The 17,219-nt window shown below is 63.2% G+C and carries 18 protein-coding genes and 1 pseudogene; 9 read left to right on the forward strand and 10 right to left on the reverse strand.

Features of this window, described 5'->3' with window-relative positions; genetic code table 11:
• The 4 genes and pseudogenes from EG244_RS07485 to rimO all read left to right on the forward strand — a co-directional run.
• A pseudogene (locus EG244_RS07485) lies at positions 1-123 on the forward strand (IS5/IS1182 family transposase); the annotation flags it as partial.
• A 458-nt stretch (positions 124-581) separates the two neighbouring features.
• Positions 582-3,035, forward strand: a complete 2,454-nt coding sequence (gene hrpB, locus EG244_RS07490; protein WP_124964386.1) for an ATP-dependent helicase HrpB — start codon at positions 582-584, stop codon at positions 3,033-3,035.
• A gap of 72 nt (positions 3,036-3,107) precedes the next feature.
• Positions 3,108-3,911 (forward strand): crotonase/enoyl-CoA hydratase family protein, encoded by an 804-nt coding sequence (locus EG244_RS07495; RefSeq protein ID WP_124964387.1) that lies wholly within the window; start codon positions 3,108-3,110, stop codon positions 3,909-3,911.
• A gap of 65 nt (positions 3,912-3,976) precedes the next feature.
• On the forward strand, positions 3,977-5,350 hold the full coding sequence (gene rimO / locus EG244_RS07500) for a 30S ribosomal protein S12 methylthiotransferase RimO (RefSeq protein ID WP_124964388.1): 1,374 nt from the start codon (positions 3,977-3,979) through the stop codon (positions 5,348-5,350).
• 67 nt (positions 5,351-5,417) lie between these two features.
• On the opposite strand, the gene EG244_RS07505 is transcribed toward rimO, so the two are convergent.
• Both EG244_RS07505 and meaB read right to left on the reverse strand, forming a co-directional pair.
• The gene (locus EG244_RS07505; protein WP_124964506.1) at positions 5,418-6,443 is read right to left on the reverse strand and encodes a sensor histidine kinase; all 1,026 of its coding nucleotides are present in this window, start codon (positions 6,441-6,443) and stop codon (positions 5,418-5,420) included.
• Between the two features lie 115 nt (positions 6,444-6,558).
• Entirely contained in the window at positions 6,559-7,533 is a 975-nt protein-coding gene (gene meaB / locus EG244_RS07510; protein WP_124964389.1) for a methylmalonyl Co-A mutase-associated GTPase MeaB, read from the reverse strand.
• A 134-nt stretch (positions 7,534-7,667) separates the two neighbouring features.
• On the opposite strand from meaB, the gene EG244_RS07515 reads away from it, so the two are divergent.
• On the forward strand, positions 7,668-8,402 hold the full coding sequence (locus EG244_RS07515; protein WP_124964390.1) for a DUF3108 domain-containing protein: 735 nt from the start codon (positions 7,668-7,670) through the stop codon (positions 8,400-8,402).
• A 138-nt stretch (positions 8,403-8,540) separates the two neighbouring features.
• Here EG244_RS07515 and EG244_RS07520 read toward each other — a convergent pair whose 3' ends face one another.
• On the reverse strand, positions 8,541-9,353 hold the full coding sequence (locus tag EG244_RS07520; protein WP_124964391.1) for a response regulator: 813 nt from the start codon (positions 9,351-9,353) through the stop codon (positions 8,541-8,543).
• An 88-nt stretch (positions 9,354-9,441) separates the two neighbouring features.
• On the opposite strand from EG244_RS07520, the gene EG244_RS07525 reads away from it, so the two are divergent.
• The 4 genes from EG244_RS07525 to EG244_RS07540 all read left to right on the forward strand — a co-directional run bounded on the left by EG244_RS07525 (position 9,442) and on the right by EG244_RS07540 (position 12,234).
• Complete coding sequence (locus EG244_RS07525) at positions 9,442-9,600, forward strand: NepR family anti-sigma factor (protein ID WP_124964392.1); 159 nt, start codon at positions 9,442-9,444, stop codon at positions 9,598-9,600.
• Complete coding sequence (locus tag EG244_RS07530; RefSeq protein WP_124964393.1) at positions 9,600-10,175, forward strand: RNA polymerase sigma factor; 576 nt, start codon at positions 9,600-9,602, stop codon at positions 10,173-10,175. Before EG244_RS07525 ends, EG244_RS07530 begins: the two co-directional genes overlap by 1 nt.
• The gene (locus EG244_RS07535) at positions 10,175-11,938 is read left to right on the forward strand and encodes a sensor histidine kinase (protein WP_158617268.1); all 1,764 of its coding nucleotides are present in this window, start codon (positions 10,175-10,177) and stop codon (positions 11,936-11,938) included. Before EG244_RS07530 ends, EG244_RS07535 begins: the two co-directional genes overlap by 1 nt.
• A 98-nt stretch (positions 11,939-12,036) precedes the next feature.
• A complete protein-coding gene (locus EG244_RS07540) occupies positions 12,037-12,234 on the forward strand; it encodes a CsbD family protein (protein ID WP_124964395.1) in 198 nt (65 codons plus the stop codon).
• A 52-nt stretch (positions 12,235-12,286) separates the two neighbouring features.
• Here the strand turns inward: EG244_RS07540 and EG244_RS07545 are convergent, their stop codons facing one another.
• From EG244_RS07545 to EG244_RS07575, 7 genes are all read right to left on the reverse strand, one after another.
• A complete protein-coding gene (locus EG244_RS07545) occupies positions 12,287-13,099 on the reverse strand; it encodes a DUF1217 domain-containing protein (RefSeq protein ID WP_124964396.1) in 813 nt (270 codons plus the stop codon).
• Positions 13,096-13,500 carry a flagellar biosynthesis repressor FlbT gene (locus EG244_RS07550; RefSeq protein ID WP_158617269.1) on the reverse strand — a complete coding sequence of 135 codons (405 nt, stop codon included), beginning with the start codon at positions 13,498-13,500 and terminating at the stop codon, positions 13,096-13,098. The genes EG244_RS07545 and EG244_RS07550 overlap by 4 nt, the downstream gene beginning before the upstream one ends.
• 1 nt (position 13,501) lies before the next feature.
• Positions 13,502-13,897: a flagellar biosynthesis regulator FlaF gene (locus EG244_RS07555; RefSeq protein WP_124964398.1), complete on the reverse strand. Its 396-nt coding sequence runs from the start codon at positions 13,895-13,897 to the stop codon at positions 13,502-13,504.
• A 109-nt stretch (positions 13,898-14,006) separates the two neighbouring features.
• Complete coding sequence (locus EG244_RS07560; protein WP_124964399.1) at positions 14,007-15,029, reverse strand: flagellin N-terminal helical domain-containing protein; 1,023 nt, start codon at positions 15,027-15,029, stop codon at positions 14,007-14,009.
• Positions 15,030-15,222: 193 nt separating this feature from the next.
• Positions 15,223-15,735 (reverse strand): hypothetical protein, encoded by a 513-nt coding sequence (locus EG244_RS07565; RefSeq protein ID WP_124964400.1) that lies wholly within the window; start codon positions 15,733-15,735, stop codon positions 15,223-15,225.
• Positions 15,732-16,016, reverse strand: a complete 285-nt coding sequence (locus EG244_RS07570) for a rod-binding protein (protein WP_124964401.1) — start codon at positions 16,014-16,016, stop codon at positions 15,732-15,734. The genes EG244_RS07565 and EG244_RS07570 overlap by 4 nt, the downstream gene beginning before the upstream one ends.
• Positions 16,016-17,125 (reverse strand): flagellar basal body P-ring protein FlgI, encoded by a 1,110-nt coding sequence (locus EG244_RS07575; protein ID WP_124964402.1) that lies wholly within the window; start codon positions 17,123-17,125, stop codon positions 16,016-16,018. The genes EG244_RS07570 and EG244_RS07575 overlap by 1 nt, the downstream gene beginning before the upstream one ends.
• Between the last annotated feature and the right edge of the window lie 94 nt (positions 17,126-17,219).

The raw sequence follows: 17,219 nt of genomic DNA on the forward strand, positions 1-17,219 counted from the left end.
GCCAGGGCGGTCGGCGGTATGACCCAGAGCCTCTATCGGGGTGTCGGGCGGGTGCGTGCACGCTTCATTCTGACACTGGCCGCAAACAATCTCGCCAGACTGCCCAAACTGCTGGCCGCCTGAGGCTGGGAGAACCCGCCAGGCATGCATGTTGTCTGGCGAAGAAAGCCCCACGGCAGAACAGATCAGCCCTGATGAAGCAAAACCGTCCTGCACTCAGGACTATTTCAGCAGCCTGTTAAGGCCTTTGGCGCGCGCATCGCTTCACGAGACCCGGATCGCCGAAGCCCGGAGCCGCGGTGCACTCATGAACCGCTTTACTGCGCTCGGCACCGCCGGGATCTTGACCCCAACGGGACAGGGGAGCGGCCGGACAACGCCTGAGTGCTGCAACAGCGCCCATGGAATCTGGCAGAGATTTATCGCTAAACAGAGAACCGGGGCTCACTACCGTTAAAGATAATCAATGTCGTGTAATCAGTATTATGTAAATAATATGATTTAATCTGCTCGCGAAGTGCCGGACCACCGCGGCCCACTCCGCTCTGGTCAAAATCCGGCAAAACCGCGATAGAACGCGGATGACCCTTCGACTTCCTGTAGATGACATCCTTCCCGAGCTGAAGACCGCGCTTCGCGCTGCGGGCCGTGCGGTGCTTCAGGCGCCGCCTGGGGCCGGTAAGACCACGCGGGTGCCGCTTGCCTTGCTCGATCAGATCGAAGGCCGGATCATGATGCTGGAGCCGCGCCGCATTGCGGCCCGGGCGGCGGCAGAGCGGATGGCGGAGGCCACCGGCACTGAGGTTGGCGGTCTGGTCGGCTACCGTATCCGCGGCGAATCCCGCGTCTCGGCGCAGACCCGGATTGAGGTGGTGACCGAAGGCATCCTGACAAGGATGATCCAGTCCGATCCGGGCCTCAGCGGCGTGGGTCTGGTGATCTTTGACGAATTTCATGAGCGCTCGCTGACCGCCGATCTGGGCCTCGCGCTGGTCCTTGAGGTCTGTGAGGCGCTGCGCGATGATCTGCAGATCCTCGTGATGTCGGCGACGCTGGAGGCGGCACCCGTCGCGGCTCTCATGAATGAGGCGCCGGTGATCACTTCTCAGGGCCGTGCCTTTCCGGTTGAGACGCGCTGGCTGGCCAGGCCTCTGGCTCAGGGATCGCGACTTGAGGCGGAAACGGCAGCCCTGGTCCGTCAGGCCGCCTCAGAGACCGAGGGGGGCATCCTGGTCTTTCTGCCCGGCGAGGGTGAAATTCGCCGGACCGCAGCACTTCTGGCAGATAAAGTTCCGGGCTGTGTCGTGCAGCCGCTCTATGGTGCGATGGATTTCAAGGCCCAGCGAGAGGTGCTTCAACCCCTTGAAACGGCGCGAAAACTGGTGCTTGCGACCTCGATCGCTGAGACCTCTCTGACCATTCCCGATATCCGCGTGGTGGTCGATGCGGGCCGCGCCAGACGCGCGCGTTTTGATCCGGGCTCGGGGATGACGCGGCTGGTGACCACCAAAGTCAGCCGCGCTGAGGCCACGCAGCGTCAGGGCCGCGCGGGGCGTGTGGCGCCGGGTGTCTGCTACAGGCTTTGGTCAAAAGCGGAAGAAGGCGCCCTGCCCGCCTTTCCGCCTGCCGAGATTGAAAGCGCCGATCTGTCGGGGCTGGCGCTGGAACTGGCGCTCTGGGGCTCGGATGAGGGGCTGAAATTCCTGACGCCGCCGCCCGCCGCGGCGCTGCGCACGGCGCGCGACCTGTTGCAGGACCTGGGCGCGCTGGACGGCAATCTGCGGATCACTGATCATGGGCGGCGCATGGCCGCCATGCCGCTTCATCCGCGGCTTTCGCATATGCTTTTGATGGCGGGCCGTCCGGCCGCGCTGACCGCCGCGCTGATGGCAGAGCGGGATCCGCTGATCGGCGCGCCGCCGGATCTCGCTTTGCGTCTGCTGGCGCTGCGCGACCCTGAGGGGTACCGCAGACGGCATTCCTTTGCCCTTCACAGCGAGACCGCCGCGCGGATCCGCACAGAGGCCAAACGCCTCAGCCGCTTTGCCGGGGAGGATCGCGGGCTGAGTGATGCGCAGCAGGTGGCACTGGCCTATCCCGACCGCATTGGTCTGCGCCGCAAGGGGGATGCGCCCCGCTGGGTGCTCTCGGGTGGGAAGGGCGCGGCCATGGCACCGGGCACGCCGCTTGCGGGCGCAAGGCTGATCCTCGCCACGGATCTCGACGGCGACGCCCGCGAGGCCATGCTGCGTCAGGCCATCCCGATCTCTGAGGCGGAGCTGCGCGAGATTTACGGCGACCGGCTGGAGTGGCAGGACCTCTGCGAATGGTCGCGCCGTGAAGGCCGCATCCTGTCGCGCCGCCGCCAGAGCCTTGGCGCGCTGATCCTGGAGGATCGGATCTGGGCCGATCCGCCCGCCGATCGCATCGCCGCCGCCGCCCTCGAAGGGCTGCGCGATGAGCTACGCCAGGGCAATGGCCTGCCCTTCAGCGGCGCGGCGCTGCGGCTGCGCCGCCGGGCCATGGCCGCGCGCGAGGCCGGTGAGGATATCCCCCCCGTCGATGACGACAGCCTGATGGCGGCGGCTGACGACTGGCTGACCCCGGCGCTGACGCGCATCCGCAGCCGCGACGATCTGCGCGCGCTCAACCTCTCTGAGCCTTTGCAGCTTTATCTGGGCTATCAGGCGGTGCAGCGGCTGGAGGCGCTTTATCCGTCGCATTTCACCACGCCGCTGGGGCGGCGCATTGCGATTGATTATGACGGCGAGCAACCCGGAATTGAGCTGCGCATTCAGGAGCTTTTCGGTCAGACCAGCCATCCGATCACCGGCCCTGCCCGCACGCCGCTCCGGCTGTCGCTGCTCTCGCCGGGCGGCAAGCCCATCGCGGTGACCTCGGATCTGCCGGGCTTCTGGACCGGCAGCTACGGCGATGTCAGAAAGGACATGCGCGGCCGCTATCCCCGCCACCCCTGGCCCGAGGATCCCCGCGCCGCAGACCCCACGCTCAGGGCAAAGCCGCGCGGCACCTGACCCCACGTTTCCCTTGTCCCGCGCCCCTGCCCTGATAGCCTCTCTTCTGAGACAGCATCCGGGGGGAGAGCCATGGCAGACCAGGTCATCATCAGCATTGAGGGCGGCGTGGCCGAGGTCCGCCTGAACCGCCCCGACAAGCGCAACGCCCTGACGCTCGCGCTTTTTGATGAGCTGACGGCGGCGGCCGAAGGGCTGAAGGCGCGGCGCGATCTGCGCGCGGTGATCCTTTGCGGCGAGGGTGCGGCTTTTTGCGCCGGGATCGATACCTCTGAATTCACCCGCATGGCCGCAGAGATCGACGCCACCCGCGTTGAGATCCGCGCGGCAGCCCCAGGGCAGCCCAACCGCTTTCAGCGTCCGGTCACCACCTGGGCCGCGCTTGATGTGCCGGTGATCGCGGCGCTTCACGGGGTGGCCTTTGGCGCGGGGTTTCAGCTCGCACTCGGGGCGGATTTCCGCATCGCGCAGCCCGACACGAAGATGTCGGTGATGGAGGCCCGCTGGGGGCTGATCCCGGATATGGGCATCACCCAAAGCCTGCCGCGGCTGATGCGCGCCGATCTCGCCAAAGAGCTGATCCTGACCGCGCGGATTTTCGACGCCGCTGAGGCGCTGTCGCTGGGTCTGGTGACGCGACTGGCCGAAGACCCGCTGCAGGCCGCCCGTGCGATGGCGGCGCAGTTCTGCCAGATCTCGCCTGATGTGCTGAAAGCCGGAAAACGCCTCGTCGAAGAGGCCTGGACGGCCGCCCCTGGCCTCGGGCTGAACCTTGAGGCAGAGTATCAGGCGCAGATCATCGCAGGCCCCAATCAGATCGAAGCGGTCATGGCCGGATTGCAAAAAAGAAGCCCCCGTTTCCGCGACATCGGGTAACGGCAGCCCCATTCCCGCAAGATGCCTCTTTCGCGGGGGGCGCTTGCGGTTTATATGCCCCCGTCATGAGCCAGAACCCGCCAAACCTCCGCCCGGATATTGCCCCCAGCCCCCGTTTTCAGGAGCCGGTCCGTCCGGGTCAGCCGAAAATCGGTATGGTCAGCCTTGGCTGCCCCAAGGCGCTGGTTGACAGCGAACGCATTCTGACGCGCCTTCGGGCCGAAGGCTATGCCATCAGCCCTGATTATCGCGGCGCGGAAGCCGTGATTGTGAACACCTGCGGCTTCCTCGACAGCGCCAAGGCGGAAAGCCTGGAAGCCATCGGCGAGGCGCTGCGCGAGAACGGCAAGGTCATCGTGACCGGCTGCCTTGGTGCGGATCCGGAATATATCACCGGCGTGCACCCCAAGGTCATGGCCGTCACCGGCCCGCAGCAATATGAGCAGGTGCTCGATGCTGTCCACCTGGCCTCGCCGCCCTCGCCTGATCCTTTCGTGGATCTGCTGCCCGGGACCGGGGTCAAGCTGACGCCGCGCCATTTCAGCTATCTGAAGATCTCAGAGGGCTGCAATCACAAGTGCAAATTCTGCATCATCCCGGATATGCGCGGCAAACTCGCTTCGCGTCCGGCCCATGCGGTGATGCGCGAAGCCGAGAAACTGGTCGAAGCCGGGGTGCGTGAGCTTCTGGTCATCAGCCAGGACACCTCGGCTTATGGCCTTGATATCGGCTATAAAGAAGAGCGCGGCCACCGTGCGCATATCACCGATCTCGCGCGCGATCTGGGCAGCCTTGGCGCCTGGGTGCGGCTGCATTACGTCTATCCCTATCCGCATGTGCGCAACCTCATTCCGCTGATGGCGGAAGGCCTGGTGCTGCCCTATCTGGATATCCCCTTCCAGCACGCCCATCCCGATGTCCTCAAGCGCATGGCGCGTCCGGCAGCGGCGGCGAAGACCCTGGATGAAATCGCGGCCTGGCGTCGCGACTGCCCCGATATCACCCTGCGCTCGACCTTTATCGTCGGCTATCCGGGCGAAACCGAGGCCGAGTTCCAGACCCTGCTCGACTGGCTCGATGAGGCACAGCTCGACCGCGTGGGCGCGTTCAAATATGAAAACGTCGCCGGCGCGCGTTCAAACGATCTGCCGGACCATGTGCCCGAAGAGGTCAAGGAAGAGCGCTATCACCGCTTCATGGAGAAGGCGCTTGCCATCTCTGCGGCGAAACTCGAGGCCAAAGTCGGCACCACCATTCAGGTGATCGTCGATGAGGTCGATGAGGCCGGGGCCACCTGCCGCACCAAAGGCGATGCGCCCGAGATCGACGGCAACCTCTTTATCGATGAAGATTTTGAGGGGCTGTCCACCGGGGACATCGTCACCGTAGAGGTGGATGAAGCCGGGGATTACGACCTCTGGGGCAGCCTGGTTAAGTAAGCGCTGAAAATTCAAAAACCCCCGCAACCTGAATGCGTTGCGTGGGTTTTTTCATGTGATTTTCGGCTTAATCAGCGGCGGGCAGGATGATCTGAAAGGAGCTGCCCTCGCCTTCGCGGCTCTCAATCTTCAGCCGTCCGCGGTGGCGGTTCAGGATGTGTTTCACGATCGCCAGCCCCAGCCCCGTGCCGCCCTTCTCGCGTGAGCGGTGGCTGTCGACCCGGTAGAACCGCTCGGTCAGACGCGGCAGATGGATGGCCGGAATGCCCTCGCCAAAATCGCGCACCGCAATAGAAACCGCCGGGCCGCGCAGCTGCGCATCATGGGGCAGCAGGCGCAGGCTCACCTGAACCCGCCCGCCGGAGCCGCCATATTTCACCGCATTCTCAATCAGATTGTGCAGGACCTGGGTCATCTGATCGAAGTCAGCGCGGATCGCCGGAAGCGATTTCGCAAAATCTGTCTCCAGGCTGACGCCCGCCGCATCGGCCATGGGCCGCAGGGTGTTCAGGGCCGAGAGCACAAGGGTCTGCGGCTCAATCCGCGCGGTCGGGCGCACGCGCTCTTCGGCCTCAACACGGCTGAGCGAGAGCAGCTCTCCGACCAGACGGTTCATGCGCAGGGCCTCGCGCTCCATAATACCCAGAAAGCGGTCGCGGGCTGCGGGATCGTCTTTCGCCGCCCCCCGCAGCGTCTCAACAAAGCCCATCAGCGCGGTCAGCGGGGTGCGCAGCTCATGGCTGACGTTGGCCACGAAATCGCGGCGCATATCGGCGGCATGTTCGACGTCCGAGACATCCTGAAAGGCAAAGCTGACGCTGCCGTCGCTCAGCGCCGTCACTTTGCCCTGGTAATGCCGCTCCCGCCCCGCCCCGCTGTTGCGCCAGCTGAGCGCGCCTGCCGCCTCACCGCGCAAAGCGCGCTCAATGGCTGAGGCGGGTTCGGGCTGGCGGATCACGATCAGATAATGCCGCCCCTCGCAGTCGCCAAAGACCGCGCGCGCCGGGGCATTGATGCGGGCGATGCGCTCATCCTGGCCGATAAGCAGCATCGGCAGCGGCACCGCGTCGATCAGCTCACCCGGTGCGACCATGGGCTCCGGGCGGCTTTGCGCAGGGGTATCAATGTCCTGAGGATTCATCCCGGGCTCCTTTCAGGGCCTTATGACCCGCAAGGATCACAGTTTTATGACAAGGCCCCCGCGGCTGTTACAGGTGTGCCAAAATGGTGCCCGCCGCGCCCACCGGGCTGAGATGCCCGGCGGCGACCTGCTCGGCACTCTCGCGCATCAGATCGCGCAGATGCGGATCCTCGGTCAGCCTGGCCAGCAGCGCCTGACGCACCTCATCCTCAAACCAGGCCCGGGCCTGAGCGCCGCGGCGGCTGGCCTGATGGCCATTTGCCACGCGCCAGTCGGCAAGGCTGCGCATCTCCTCCCAGGCCCGCGCAATGCCCTCTTCCGCCAGGGCCGAGACCGGCAGGACTTTCGGGAAATCCGCCGGATCCTGGGCGCGTTTGCGCAACAGCCGCAAAGCGCCCGCGTAATCGGCCACGGTGCGCATCGCGGCGGGCTTCAGATCGCCATCGGCTTTGTTCACCAGGATGATATCGGCCATCTCCATGATGCCGCGTTTGACGCCCTGCAGCTCATCGCCGCCACCCGGCGCAAGCAGCAGAATGAAAAGATCCGTCATCCCCTCGACCATGGTCTCAGACTGACCGACGCCGACGGTTTCCACGATCACCACATCGTAACCCGCCGCCTCACACAGCGCGACCGACTCGCGTGAGCGCCGCGCCACGCCCCCCAGATGCGCCTGGCTGGGCGAGGGGCGGATGAAGGCCATGGGATCGCGGCTCAGAAGCTCCATCCGGGTCTTATCCCCCAGGATCGAGCCGCCCGAGCGGGTGGAGCTGGGATCCACCGCCAGAACGGCGACCCGTTTGCCCTGCCCGGTCAGGAACTTACCGAAGCTCTCGATGAAGGTCGATTTGCCCACCCCCGGCGTGCCGGACAGCCCGATCCGCAGCGCTTCGCGCCTCTCACCGCCGCGCAGAATCTCCAAAAGCTCGGCCGCCAGCGCCCGGTGATCGGCCCGTGAGCTTTCGACCAGCGTGATCGCACGGGCAAGCGCGCGGCGCTCTGCGTTTTGCAGCCTCTGAGCCAGATCCTGAATATCCATCGCCGTTCCTTCCCCCCTCTGCCCTTGCACCCCGGCGGCTCTCACCGCATCTAAGGACCCAGGCATGGCCTTTGCGGCTATCTCGCCTGGGGAAGCCTTCTGTGTCCAGAGGGCCAGGGCAGAAGGAGACCCCGATGACAGTGTTTTCACGGCTGAAGGCCATGGCCGTCGCGGCAGGCCTGGTGATCGCCGCGCTGCCTGCGGGCGCCGAGACGCGCCAGGACGCGCGGTTTGATCTGGAAATCCGCGGCATCCGCATGGGGCAACTGGTCTATTCCGCCGTTGAGAACGCCGGCAGCTATGCGATTTCCGGCAGGGTGCAGACCACCGGCCTCGCGGGACTGCTGCGGAAGATGCGCTATGACGCGAAGGTCCAGGGCCGGATCACCGCCCGCGGCTTTGCCCCCACCCGCTACGACCAGAACGGCGGCGCGGGCAACCGCTACAGCGAAGAAACCGTGACCTGGAGCGGCGGCCTGCCCCGCCTCACCCGGCGCGAGCCGCCCCGCAGCCCGGGCAGTCGCGATGCCGATCCCGCCCGCCAGCGCGGCACGGTGGATACGCTGACGACGATCTACGCCACCCTGCGCGATGTGCCCCAGGCCGAGGCCTGCAAGGGCGGTGTGGTGATGTTTGACGGGCGCTACCGGATGGAGTTGCACCTCGCGCGGCCCGAAGCCAGCCGGGACGGCGGCGTGATCTGCAACGGCGCTTATATCCGCCGCGAGGGCTTCAGCGCCGAAGAGATGGCAGAGCGCACCCGGTTTCCCTTCACGCTGCATTACCGCCCGGATGGCGCGGGAAATCTGCGGGTCACTCAGGTGACGATGGAAAGCCTTTATGGCAATGCGCGCCTCGTGCGACGCTGAGATCGCAGACGGAACCGGAGTGCGGGAACGGCGTTGGTCCGGCATCCTGTAAGACGAAAAAAGACCGCAGCCCCAAGGGACTGCGGACATAAGCTCAGCGGATCCGGCACAGAGGCCGGGCCCGGGACCTCAGGCCTCTCAGCTCACCAGAGAGTCTGTTGAGGCAAAAAACATCGCCTGCGATACCGCCGAGCGGACCTGCTCATCCGTATAGGGTTTGTTGATCAGGAACGCAGGTTCGGGACGCTCGCCCGTCAGCAGCCGCTCGGGGAAAGCGGTGATGAAGATGACCGGAAGATCCGGGAAATCCTTCAGGATGTCGTTGACGGCGTCGACGCCCGATGAATTATCGGCAAGCTGAATATCCGCAAGGATCAGATCGGGCTTTTCGCGCCGGGCCAGTGCAACGGCCTCGGTGCGGGTACGGGCAATGCCGGTCACGTCATGGCCCATCTCTTCTACGATGGCGCTGAGATCCATGGCGATCACAGCCTCGTCTTCGATGATCATCACATTGCCTGCCACGGAATCGGCCATTTCGCTTACTGCCTTCTCAATCAGTCCCGAGGCTTCTGCCTCATCCGCCCCGATGATGGAAGCGACTTCGGACACGGTGAACCCCTCAATGGTGCTGAGCAGAAGGGCCTCGCGGGAATTGGGGGTAAGGCGCGCCAGATGCGCCTGAGCCGCGGCCCCAAGGCGGCTGTCGCTCGATTCAGAAACCGGCGCCCCGGTTCCGGCCCAGACCGTATGCAGCACCGAGAAAAGTGCAACTTTGTGGTTATGATGGGAGGAAACGATACCCGGATCGGCCAGCACGGCTTCCAGCGTCGCGATGGCATAATTGTCGCCCGACGTTTGATTGCCGGTGAGAGCGCGGGCATAACGCCGAAGGTAGGGCAAGTGCCCCGCAATCGAGGCTGTCAGATCGACTTGGCCCTGAGCGGTCATAGAAATTCTCTCCCGTTTTGTTCAATTCGTCGGAACCAAACGCACGCTTAAGGTGTTTGGTTCCCGGAGCCATGGCAGGAACAGACTTATGAAGCCTACTAAAGCGGGGAATTTAGCCTCGCGGTCCGCCCTGAGGGCGCAGATCGACGACAACCTGAGGAAAGTTTATGAAGCTGCGCTGAGCGAAGAGGTGCCGGATCGCTTCAAAGATTTGCTGGAGAAACTGAAGGCGAAGGAAACACCCTGATGGCGGATCGCAAACCCGCCCCGCCGGTGGATCCGCGTGAGCGGCTTGCAGGCGCACTGCCGAGCCTGCGTGCTTTTGCCATCAGTCTGTGCCGAAACGTCACCCAGGCCGATGACCTCGTTCAGGAAACCCTGCTGAAAGCCTGGCGCAATATCGAGAAATTCGACCCTGCCACGAATCTTGAAGCCTGGCTTTTCACAATTTTGCGCAACACGTTTTATTCATCGCTGCGCAAATCCCGCCGCGAGGTCAGCGATCCTGACGGCGCTCATGCGGGCTCGCTTTATGAAAAACCCGCGCATGACGGCCGCCTGGCGATGAATGATTTTCAGCGCGCCTTCGATCAGCTCTCTCCTGAGCATCGCGAGGTGCTGATCCTGGTCGGAGCCTCGGGCTATTCCTGTGAAGAGGCCTCTGAAATGATGGGCGTGGCCGTGGGCACCGTCAAAAGCCGGGCAAGCCGGGCCCGGAAGAAACTTGCAGAACTGATGCATCTGGAGAAAGGGGAGGATCTTTTTTCAGGAACCGATGGCGCCATGGCTGCCGTTATCAGTAAATCCGCCGTGCAGGGATGATGCTCAGACGCTTTTTGTGGCCGTTTCGCACGGGCCTGGCCCGACGGCTGACGACGATCAATATTTTAGCTCTGCTTCCGCTGCTGCTGCTTGCGGCGCTGCTGACGCGGGAATTATTTAAAGAATACGAAAGCAATCAGGCGCGCGCCGCCCTGGGAATGACGGTGCGCGCCGCCGAACCTGAGATCAATCTGATCCGCGCCGCCCGTACCCTCTCTGAAACCCTGGCCGCCATTGCCCCGGGCGTGTTGCGCGATGAAGACAGCTGCCGGCGGATCATGGATCTGGCCGCCGCCTCGCATCCGGATTTCTCGCTGGTCGGCTATATCGGCGAAGATGGCATGATGACCTGTGGCTCCCACGGGCGGGAATATAATTTTGCCGGAACCGATCTCCTGGCGCGGATGACCCAAAGTGGCGGTGCGCAGACCACGCTTGCGCGGGTGGGTCCGGTCTCCGGCGTGCCCGTGCTCTCGGTGCCATCAGCCGTCATGAGGCCCGACGGGACCCCCGGCGGGTTGATCGTGGTCTCTGTGCCACAGCATGTGCTGCACACCGATCGCATCAAAAGCGATGACGAGCCCTCGGAAGTGCCGGAGGGCCTTTTGACCTTTGACAGCGAGGGGCAGCTGCTGACCACCTCGGTTGTTGTGCCGCGGGCTTTGCAACTGATGCCCCAGGGGCGGGAACTCTCTGAACTGGCACAGATGGGCAGTGTGTCTTTCCTCGACACCGATTTCACCGGAACGGAGCGCAGCTATGCCGTGGTGCCCCTGACCTCTGAGCTCTTTCTGCTGGGGATCTGGAATCGCGAGGCGGGCTCCGGTCTCGCGGCGCTGCGCGTCTCGCCGTTCCTGATCTTTGGTCTGGTGCTGATCTCCTGCTTTACCGCGGCAACCCTGGCGGCAGACCGGCTGGTGACGCGCCACGTCCGCAGTCTTGCTTCTGCCATGGAGGCTTTTGCCTCCGGCTCGCGGCAGTCTTACCGCAGCACCCTGCATGACCCGCCGGCTGAGATTGCGGTTCTGGCCGAAGCCTATGATCTGATGACAGAGACCATCCAGCGCGAAGAGGCTGAGCTGGAGGATCTGCTGCGCGAGAAAGAATATCTGCTGCGCGAGGTACACCACCGCACCGGCAACTCCATGCAGCTGATCGCCTCAATTCTGCGGATGCATATCCGCGAGACCCGGGACCCGGTGCAAAAGGGCGTGCTTGATCACCTTTATGGCCGGGTGATGATCCTGTCGACCGTGCATCTGGGGCTTTACCGCACCTCGGGGGTGTCCAGCCTCGATATGCAGCGGCTCTTTAACGATGTGATTTCGCGGGTGGATCTTTTGCACAGCCGCCCCGAGCGCAACCGCAGCGTGGTGGCCGAGATCGAAACCCTGAGCCTGCCGCCGCAGCAGGCGGTGCCCATGGCGCTGATGCTCTCTGAGGTGCTGCCGGCCTTTTACAGCGCCTATTCCGATGAAGAGGCGGATCCGGTGGTCGTGCATCTGTCGATGACATCCGATCATAACGCCGTCTTTGCGATTGACGGGCCTGCCGGGGCGCTGCCGCGGCTGAATGGCACCGATGGCACCGTGCCCTCGCAGATCGGGGCGCGGCTTTTGCGCAATTTCGTCCGCCAGCTTGACGGCGAAATGGATCTCATCAGCCTGTCGCCGGACCGTCTGCGCTTTGAGATGAAATTCACCGCCCGTGCCCCGCAATCCAGCGCGGAGGATGAGGCGGCGATGGGGCGGATCGGCGCCTGATTGCCCCTCACAACCGCTCACAGACAGGTGAGGGGGCGGAACGTCCCCCTGCCCGGCGGGTTACTTCCCTGTCACTAACGAAGATAAGGGAAGAGCCAATGAACTGGGATCAGATTGAAGGCCGCTGGAAAGAATTCAAAGGCAAGGCCCGTGAAACCTGGGGCGATCTGACGGATGACGAATATGACCGTGTTGCCGGTAAGCGCGACCAGATGGTTGGGCTGATGCAGAAGAAATACGGCGACTCCAAAGATGCCGCAGAAAAGCGGGTCGATGACTGGGTCTCGCGCCTGTAACGCTGCCACACAGGTCAAACGCATCCGCCCCGGAATGTCCGGGGCGGTTTTTTTATGAACTGTATTTGCCCGCCCTCAGGGCCGTCAGCCCCGAGAGGTTGATGGAAGTCAGGCTGTTACCGCCGCCCCCCGAAACAAGCTGCACGATGGGATTTGAGCTGCCACCGCCCGAAGATCCCACCTGCGCCAGGGCCGTGTAACGCCGGATCAGCTTGTCCAGCTCCGCCGGGTCTTTCAGCTTTTCCAGATCAAATCGCTTGGCCAGCGTGGCCGCCTGCTTATCGACATCGGTGGTCTTCAGACTCTCCGGCAGGCCAAGCGCGGTGTAGAAAAAGTCCTGCGCTTTGGTATCGGACAGCACATTAAACCAGGACGTAATGGTCGGCGCTTTCGTCTGCATATGCAGCGCGATCCCTACGGGAGCGTTACTTTCAAGCTGGGATTCCACCAGTTTATGGCTGACATATTTCTGCACCAGTCCACTGCGCCAGTCCGGGTCCTGGAACTTTTCAGGCGCGCTGCCGTCACTGCCAAATTCCAGCGCATTGCGGATGTCGCGGAAGCGCTTGTCGGTCAGGCGGTTGACCAGAGCGCCCTTTTCTGCCGGATCCGAGACCAGCACCTTTTTCATCATCGCCTTGCCGAAGATCTGGTTCTCCAGCCCATGCGCCTTCATGACAAAGGCATAGACCTCATAATCCTTCACCAGATCTTCGACGGAACTGATGGAGGCAATCCGCTCTTCAAAGGCTTTGATCTCGCGGGCGTTCACCACATCTTTGCGGATCGAGGTCTCGAAACTTTCGCGCTTGGTGGTCACGAGTTTCAGCGCCAGGGTGGCGGGGAGAGAGCTGGTATTGATCAAAGCGACTGCTCCGGGGAAAACCGCGCGAAAAGGGTGTCTTCGTGTCGGATGACGGCTGACAGCGCCCGAAAGGCGCCGTAGAAATTCTGTGCCTGAAGGCAGGTCTCGGCCTCTGCGATGGGCGCTGCAAAACGCGGCAGCGCGCGCGCCAGCGCCTCAAGGCCCTCGGTGATCTGCGGCAGCAGATCGGCGCGATGCGCGTGGCTGACGAGGGCGATCTGGATCTGATAGGCGATCCGCCGCGCGGGTGTGCGGGCGGTGGCCTCTTCCAGCATCTCCTCGCCCCGCAGCACATCAGCGCGGTTTTCAATTTCCAGCGTCTGACGCCGCGGACCGTTTTTCAGCACGCAGCCATTGATGATGATGCGCTCGCCCGGGCGCAGCGACAGATGCAGCGGCATGTCAGCCCTCTGCCCCGCTGATGCCCGCCAGCCCGTCGATGAAGGGCCGGTTGATGCCCACCAGATCCGCCACCTGGCCATGCCCGCGCAGAATTTCAGAGGTGAGACGGTCGACCGTCAGCGAAATTGAGATGATCGAGGCTTTCAACTCAGTCGGCAGCGCGTTTTCCGGTGCCGAGAGGTCGCGGCGCAGCAGCGCCCAGAGCCGCATATTTTCGGACAATGCAAGCTGAAGACTGCCCTTCAGGGCCGTCAGCCGCTCAAGGCCGTCCTCTGCGCGGTCATAGGCCTGACCCCAGGTCTCCAGATCGGCGGTGATGCGGCTGAAGATGCGCCGCTCAACCGAGCGCGGGCTTTCGTGATCGCGCTGCACGCGCTTATAGGCTGAGACGCTCATGGGCTCACTCCCTTACAAGTATAACTCACTCTATTCTTGTAATTCATGAAGGTCGAGACAAAAGAAGAAGGGCCCCGAAGGGCCCTTCCCGAAATCATGTGACGTGTGATTAACGGAACAGCGACACGAGGTTCTGCGGCGCCTGGTTGGCGATCGACAGAGCCTGGGTTGCCAGCTGCTGCTGAACCTGCAGAGCCTGCAGACGGGCAGCTTCGGATTCCATATCCGCATCGACCATGGCGCCCACGCCGGTGTCGATGGTGTCGACAACCTTTTTCAGGAACTTCTGCTGGTTCTCGATCGACTTTTCCGACAGGCCGAGCTGGGTCGAAGCAGAGGTTGCTTTCTCCAGCTGCGCGTTCGCCGTTTTCAGCATTTCGACGCGCTTTTCTTCAAGATCGGCCGGATCAGTGATTGCCGTGCCGTCAGCATCGACCGGAGCGTCGAATTTAATCGCGCGCAGGGTGTCAGCGATTGCCTGAAGGTTCACACCTTCCACCTTGATTTTGGTAACGTCGAACTCACCTTCTTTACGGCTGATGCCGGTAACGACGTTGACGACGCCCTTAACGACTTCCTCCATCACCGGCACATCCTTCATGAGGATGCCGCCAGCGCCATCGTCTTGGGTGTTGCCGTCAACGTCGAGATCTTGCACGCTCTGCATGACCGCGTCGCCATTCTCGTCGACTTTCGCGACTTCCGTTACATCTGCAACGCGCGAGCCATCAACCCAGCTTTCGCCGTTGAACGACGACTGGTCGATCACGGTGTCGAGCTGCTTGACCAGTTCGTCAAGCTGCTTCTGGATATCTTCGTGCTTCATCGCACCAGCCTGACCAAAGGCGGTCTGCTTGGTGAACTCATTGATGAGGTCAACGAAGGTGTCTGCACCAAGACGGGCTGCCGAGAGCGAGTTTTTCGTCAGGGTCAGGCCTTCCTCGATCGAGGAATACATGCCGCTGTCGCCCTTCATTTTCTCGGAGATCGAGAAATAGGCAGCGTTGTCTTTCGCCGAGGTGATTTTCAGGCCGGTCGCGATACGCTCCTGCGTGGTCGACAGGTTGTTGTTGACGTTGCGCAGGGTCGAGAGCGCGTTCATGGCCTGGGTGTTGGTATTGATCGAGGACATCAGATCATTCCCTATTTGCTTCTGCAGTCATTCCGGCTTCTGCCGAAAGAGAGCCGTTGTGGCTTTCACAGGGGTTCATGGCAGGGATGGTTAATGCCGGGTTAACGTTCTGGCCAATTTGACTTTTTCGCAAAATAAAATGCCTCAGACGTAAAACGCCCGCCGATGGCGGGCGCTGGCATGCAGAGCGCTGTCAAAGATTGGTGTCGATCTCGCGCGGCGGGCCCGCCGGGCCCTGCCCGCGGGTATGGCCGCTTTTGTCATACATGCCGTTCAGGGAATGACGGTCGCGCACGCGGCTGACCTCAAGGCGGATGGCACGGGCTGCATCTGACATTGCCTCCAGCAGGGCGGCATTGCGGTTGATCTGGGTGGCGAGCACCTGAATGCGGCTGCGCAGCGCCTCCGTGACCGCGGCGCTTTCCCGCAAAAAGGGCTCAACCACGGGCTGGCGCGTCTCAAGCTGGGTCAAAAGCACCTGTTTTTGGCCGAAAAGCTCTGCCACCAGGGTGACATCCCCAGCCAGAAGCGCCTCATTCTCGCGTTCCAGCACCGCGGTCAGATCCGCGACAATACCTGCAAAGCGCGAGATATTATCCTCATCATCCCCGGTCAGGGGCGGCCGCTCGCCAAGCGCGGCGCGGGAGCGGCGTTCCTGAAAGCGGGCGGCGATCCGGCTGATCGCAGCGGCGGGGGCCAGCTTCATTTCGCATAGGCCGCAATGGCGCGCTCAACGCTTTGGGCAATGCCGGTCTGTCCGGTGGCGGCGATCTCCTCAGCGAGGGCCGCAGCGAAGAAACTGCGCCACTGACCGCCGGCTTTGCCGCCCATGGCCTCCTCTCCGGCGGTGCGCAGCATCTCGGAGACCATCGGGGTCAGCATCGCCGTTTCAAAGCGGCGCGCGGTTTCTGCGGCGGTCTCGGGCCGCCTGGCGGTGGCCGGGGTCAGATCGGGGGGCGTGGTCGCAGCAGGCAGGCTCAGGCGCATCAGATGATCTCCAGATCGGCGTGCAGCGCGCCCGCTTCTTTCAGCGCCTGAAGGATGGCGATGGTGTCGCGGGTGCCAATGCCGATGGCATTCAGCCCGTCCACCAGATCCTGCAGCGACACATCACCCTGCAGCACCGCAAAGCCGCTGTCACGCGGCACGAGGTCAATCTCTGTGGTCGGCACGACGATGGTGCCGCCGACCGAGACCGGCTGAGGCTGGCTGACTTCGGCCCCCTCGCGCACCATGACGGTCAGGCCGCCCTGGCTGATCGCCACCTCATCGATACGGACATTGGCGCCGATGACGATGGTGCCGGTCTTGGCGTCAATCACCACCCGCGCCGCGCTGTCGGGGGTGACGGTCAGGTTCTCAATCCCGGCCAGAAGCTGCGGGATGTCGGATTTCCCCGCCCCCTGCACTTCCACCGTTCCGGGATCCAGCACCCGCGCCTTTGTGTTTCCGGGGCTTTGGTTGATCGCCTCAGCCATGCGGCTGGCGGTGGTGAAATCCGGGTTCCGAAGCGCCAGGCGCACCGAATTCAGCTCATTGAGCGCAAATTCCACCTCACGCTCGACAATGGCGCCATTGGAGATCCGCGCCACCGTCGGCACCCCGTCGGTGACCGAAGCCGCCTGCCCGCGCACCGAAAAGCCGCTGACAGAGACCGGCCCCTGACCCACCGCATAGATATTGCCATCCGCACCCGAGAGCGGCGTTACCAGCAAAGTGCCGCCGCGCAGCGAAGTCGCATCGCCGAGCGAGGAGACGGTAATATCCAGCGTCGCGCCGCGCCGCGCAAAAGCGCCCAGATTGGCGGTGACCATCACGGCGGCGGTGTTTTTCGACTTAATTTGCTCATCCGAGAGATTGCCGACGCCCAGACGGCCCAGCATGCCCTCCATGGATTTGCGGGTGAAGGGGCTGTTCTTCAGGCTGTCGCCGGTGCCGTTCAACCCCACCACCAGACCATATCCGATCAGCTGGTTCTCCCGCACCCCTTCAAAATGCGCGATATCTTTGATCCGGACCTGCGGGATGGCCGGAAGCGGCGCGGCCGCGATCAGGCAGGCAGCGAAGAGCGGGATCGTCAGGGCGTGTCGGGTCAAAACGGGGCACTCCGGCGCGGCGGTGATCGGGACAGCGATTCAAGCAGAAACAAGTATAGATTATATAATACATGTATTGATTGATGTAAATTCT

The organism is Falsigemmobacter faecalis, from assembly GCF_003863335.1.
Taxonomy (GTDB): Bacteria; Pseudomonadota; Alphaproteobacteria; order Rhodobacterales; family Rhodobacteraceae; genus Wagnerdoeblera; species Wagnerdoeblera faecalis.

Coding starts and splice junctions, on each gene's coding strand:
- hrpB (WP_124964386.1), top strand. CDS start 582: ATGACCCTTCGACTTCCTGTAGATGACATCCTTCCCGAGCTGAAGACC.
- EG244_RS07495 (WP_124964387.1), top strand. CDS start 3,108: ATGGCAGACCAGGTCATCATCAGCATTGAGGGCGGCGTGGCCGAGGTC.
- rimO (WP_124964388.1), top strand. CDS start 3,977: ATGAGCCAGAACCCGCCAAACCTCCGCCCGGATATTGCCCCCAGCCCC.
- EG244_RS07505 (WP_124964506.1), bottom strand. CDS start 6,443: ATGGTCGCACCGGGTGAGCTGATCGACGCGGTGCCGCTGCCGATGCTG.
- meaB (WP_124964389.1), bottom strand. CDS start 7,533: ATGGATATTCAGGATCTGGCTCAGAGGCTGCAAAACGCAGAGCGCCGC.
- EG244_RS07515 (WP_124964390.1), top strand. CDS start 7,668: ATGACAGTGTTTTCACGGCTGAAGGCCATGGCCGTCGCGGCAGGCCTG.
- EG244_RS07520 (WP_124964391.1), bottom strand. CDS start 9,353: ATGACCGCTCAGGGCCAAGTCGATCTGACAGCCTCGATTGCGGGGCAC.
- EG244_RS07525 (WP_124964392.1), top strand. CDS start 9,442: ATGAAGCCTACTAAAGCGGGGAATTTAGCCTCGCGGTCCGCCCTGAGG.
- EG244_RS07530 (WP_124964393.1), top strand. CDS start 9,600: ATGGCGGATCGCAAACCCGCCCCGCCGGTGGATCCGCGTGAGCGGCTT.
- EG244_RS07535 (WP_158617268.1), top strand. CDS start 10,175: ATGCTCAGACGCTTTTTGTGGCCGTTTCGCACGGGCCTGGCCCGACGG.
- EG244_RS07540 (WP_124964395.1), top strand. CDS start 12,037: ATGAACTGGGATCAGATTGAAGGCCGCTGGAAAGAATTCAAAGGCAAG.
- EG244_RS07550 (WP_158617269.1), bottom strand. CDS start 13,500: ATGCCGCTGCATCTGTCGCTGCGCCCGGGCGAGCGCATCATCATCAAT.
- EG244_RS07555 (WP_124964398.1), bottom strand. CDS start 13,897: ATGAGCGTCTCAGCCTATAAGCGCGTGCAGCGCGATCACGAAAGCCCG.
- EG244_RS07560 (WP_124964399.1), bottom strand. CDS start 15,029: ATGTCCTCGATCAATACCAACACCCAGGCCATGAACGCGCTCTCGACC.
- EG244_RS07565 (WP_124964400.1), bottom strand. CDS start 15,735: ATGAAGCTGGCCCCCGCCGCTGCGATCAGCCGGATCGCCGCCCGCTTT.
- EG244_RS07570 (WP_124964401.1), bottom strand. CDS start 16,016: ATGCGCCTGAGCCTGCCTGCTGCGACCACGCCCCCCGATCTGACCCCG.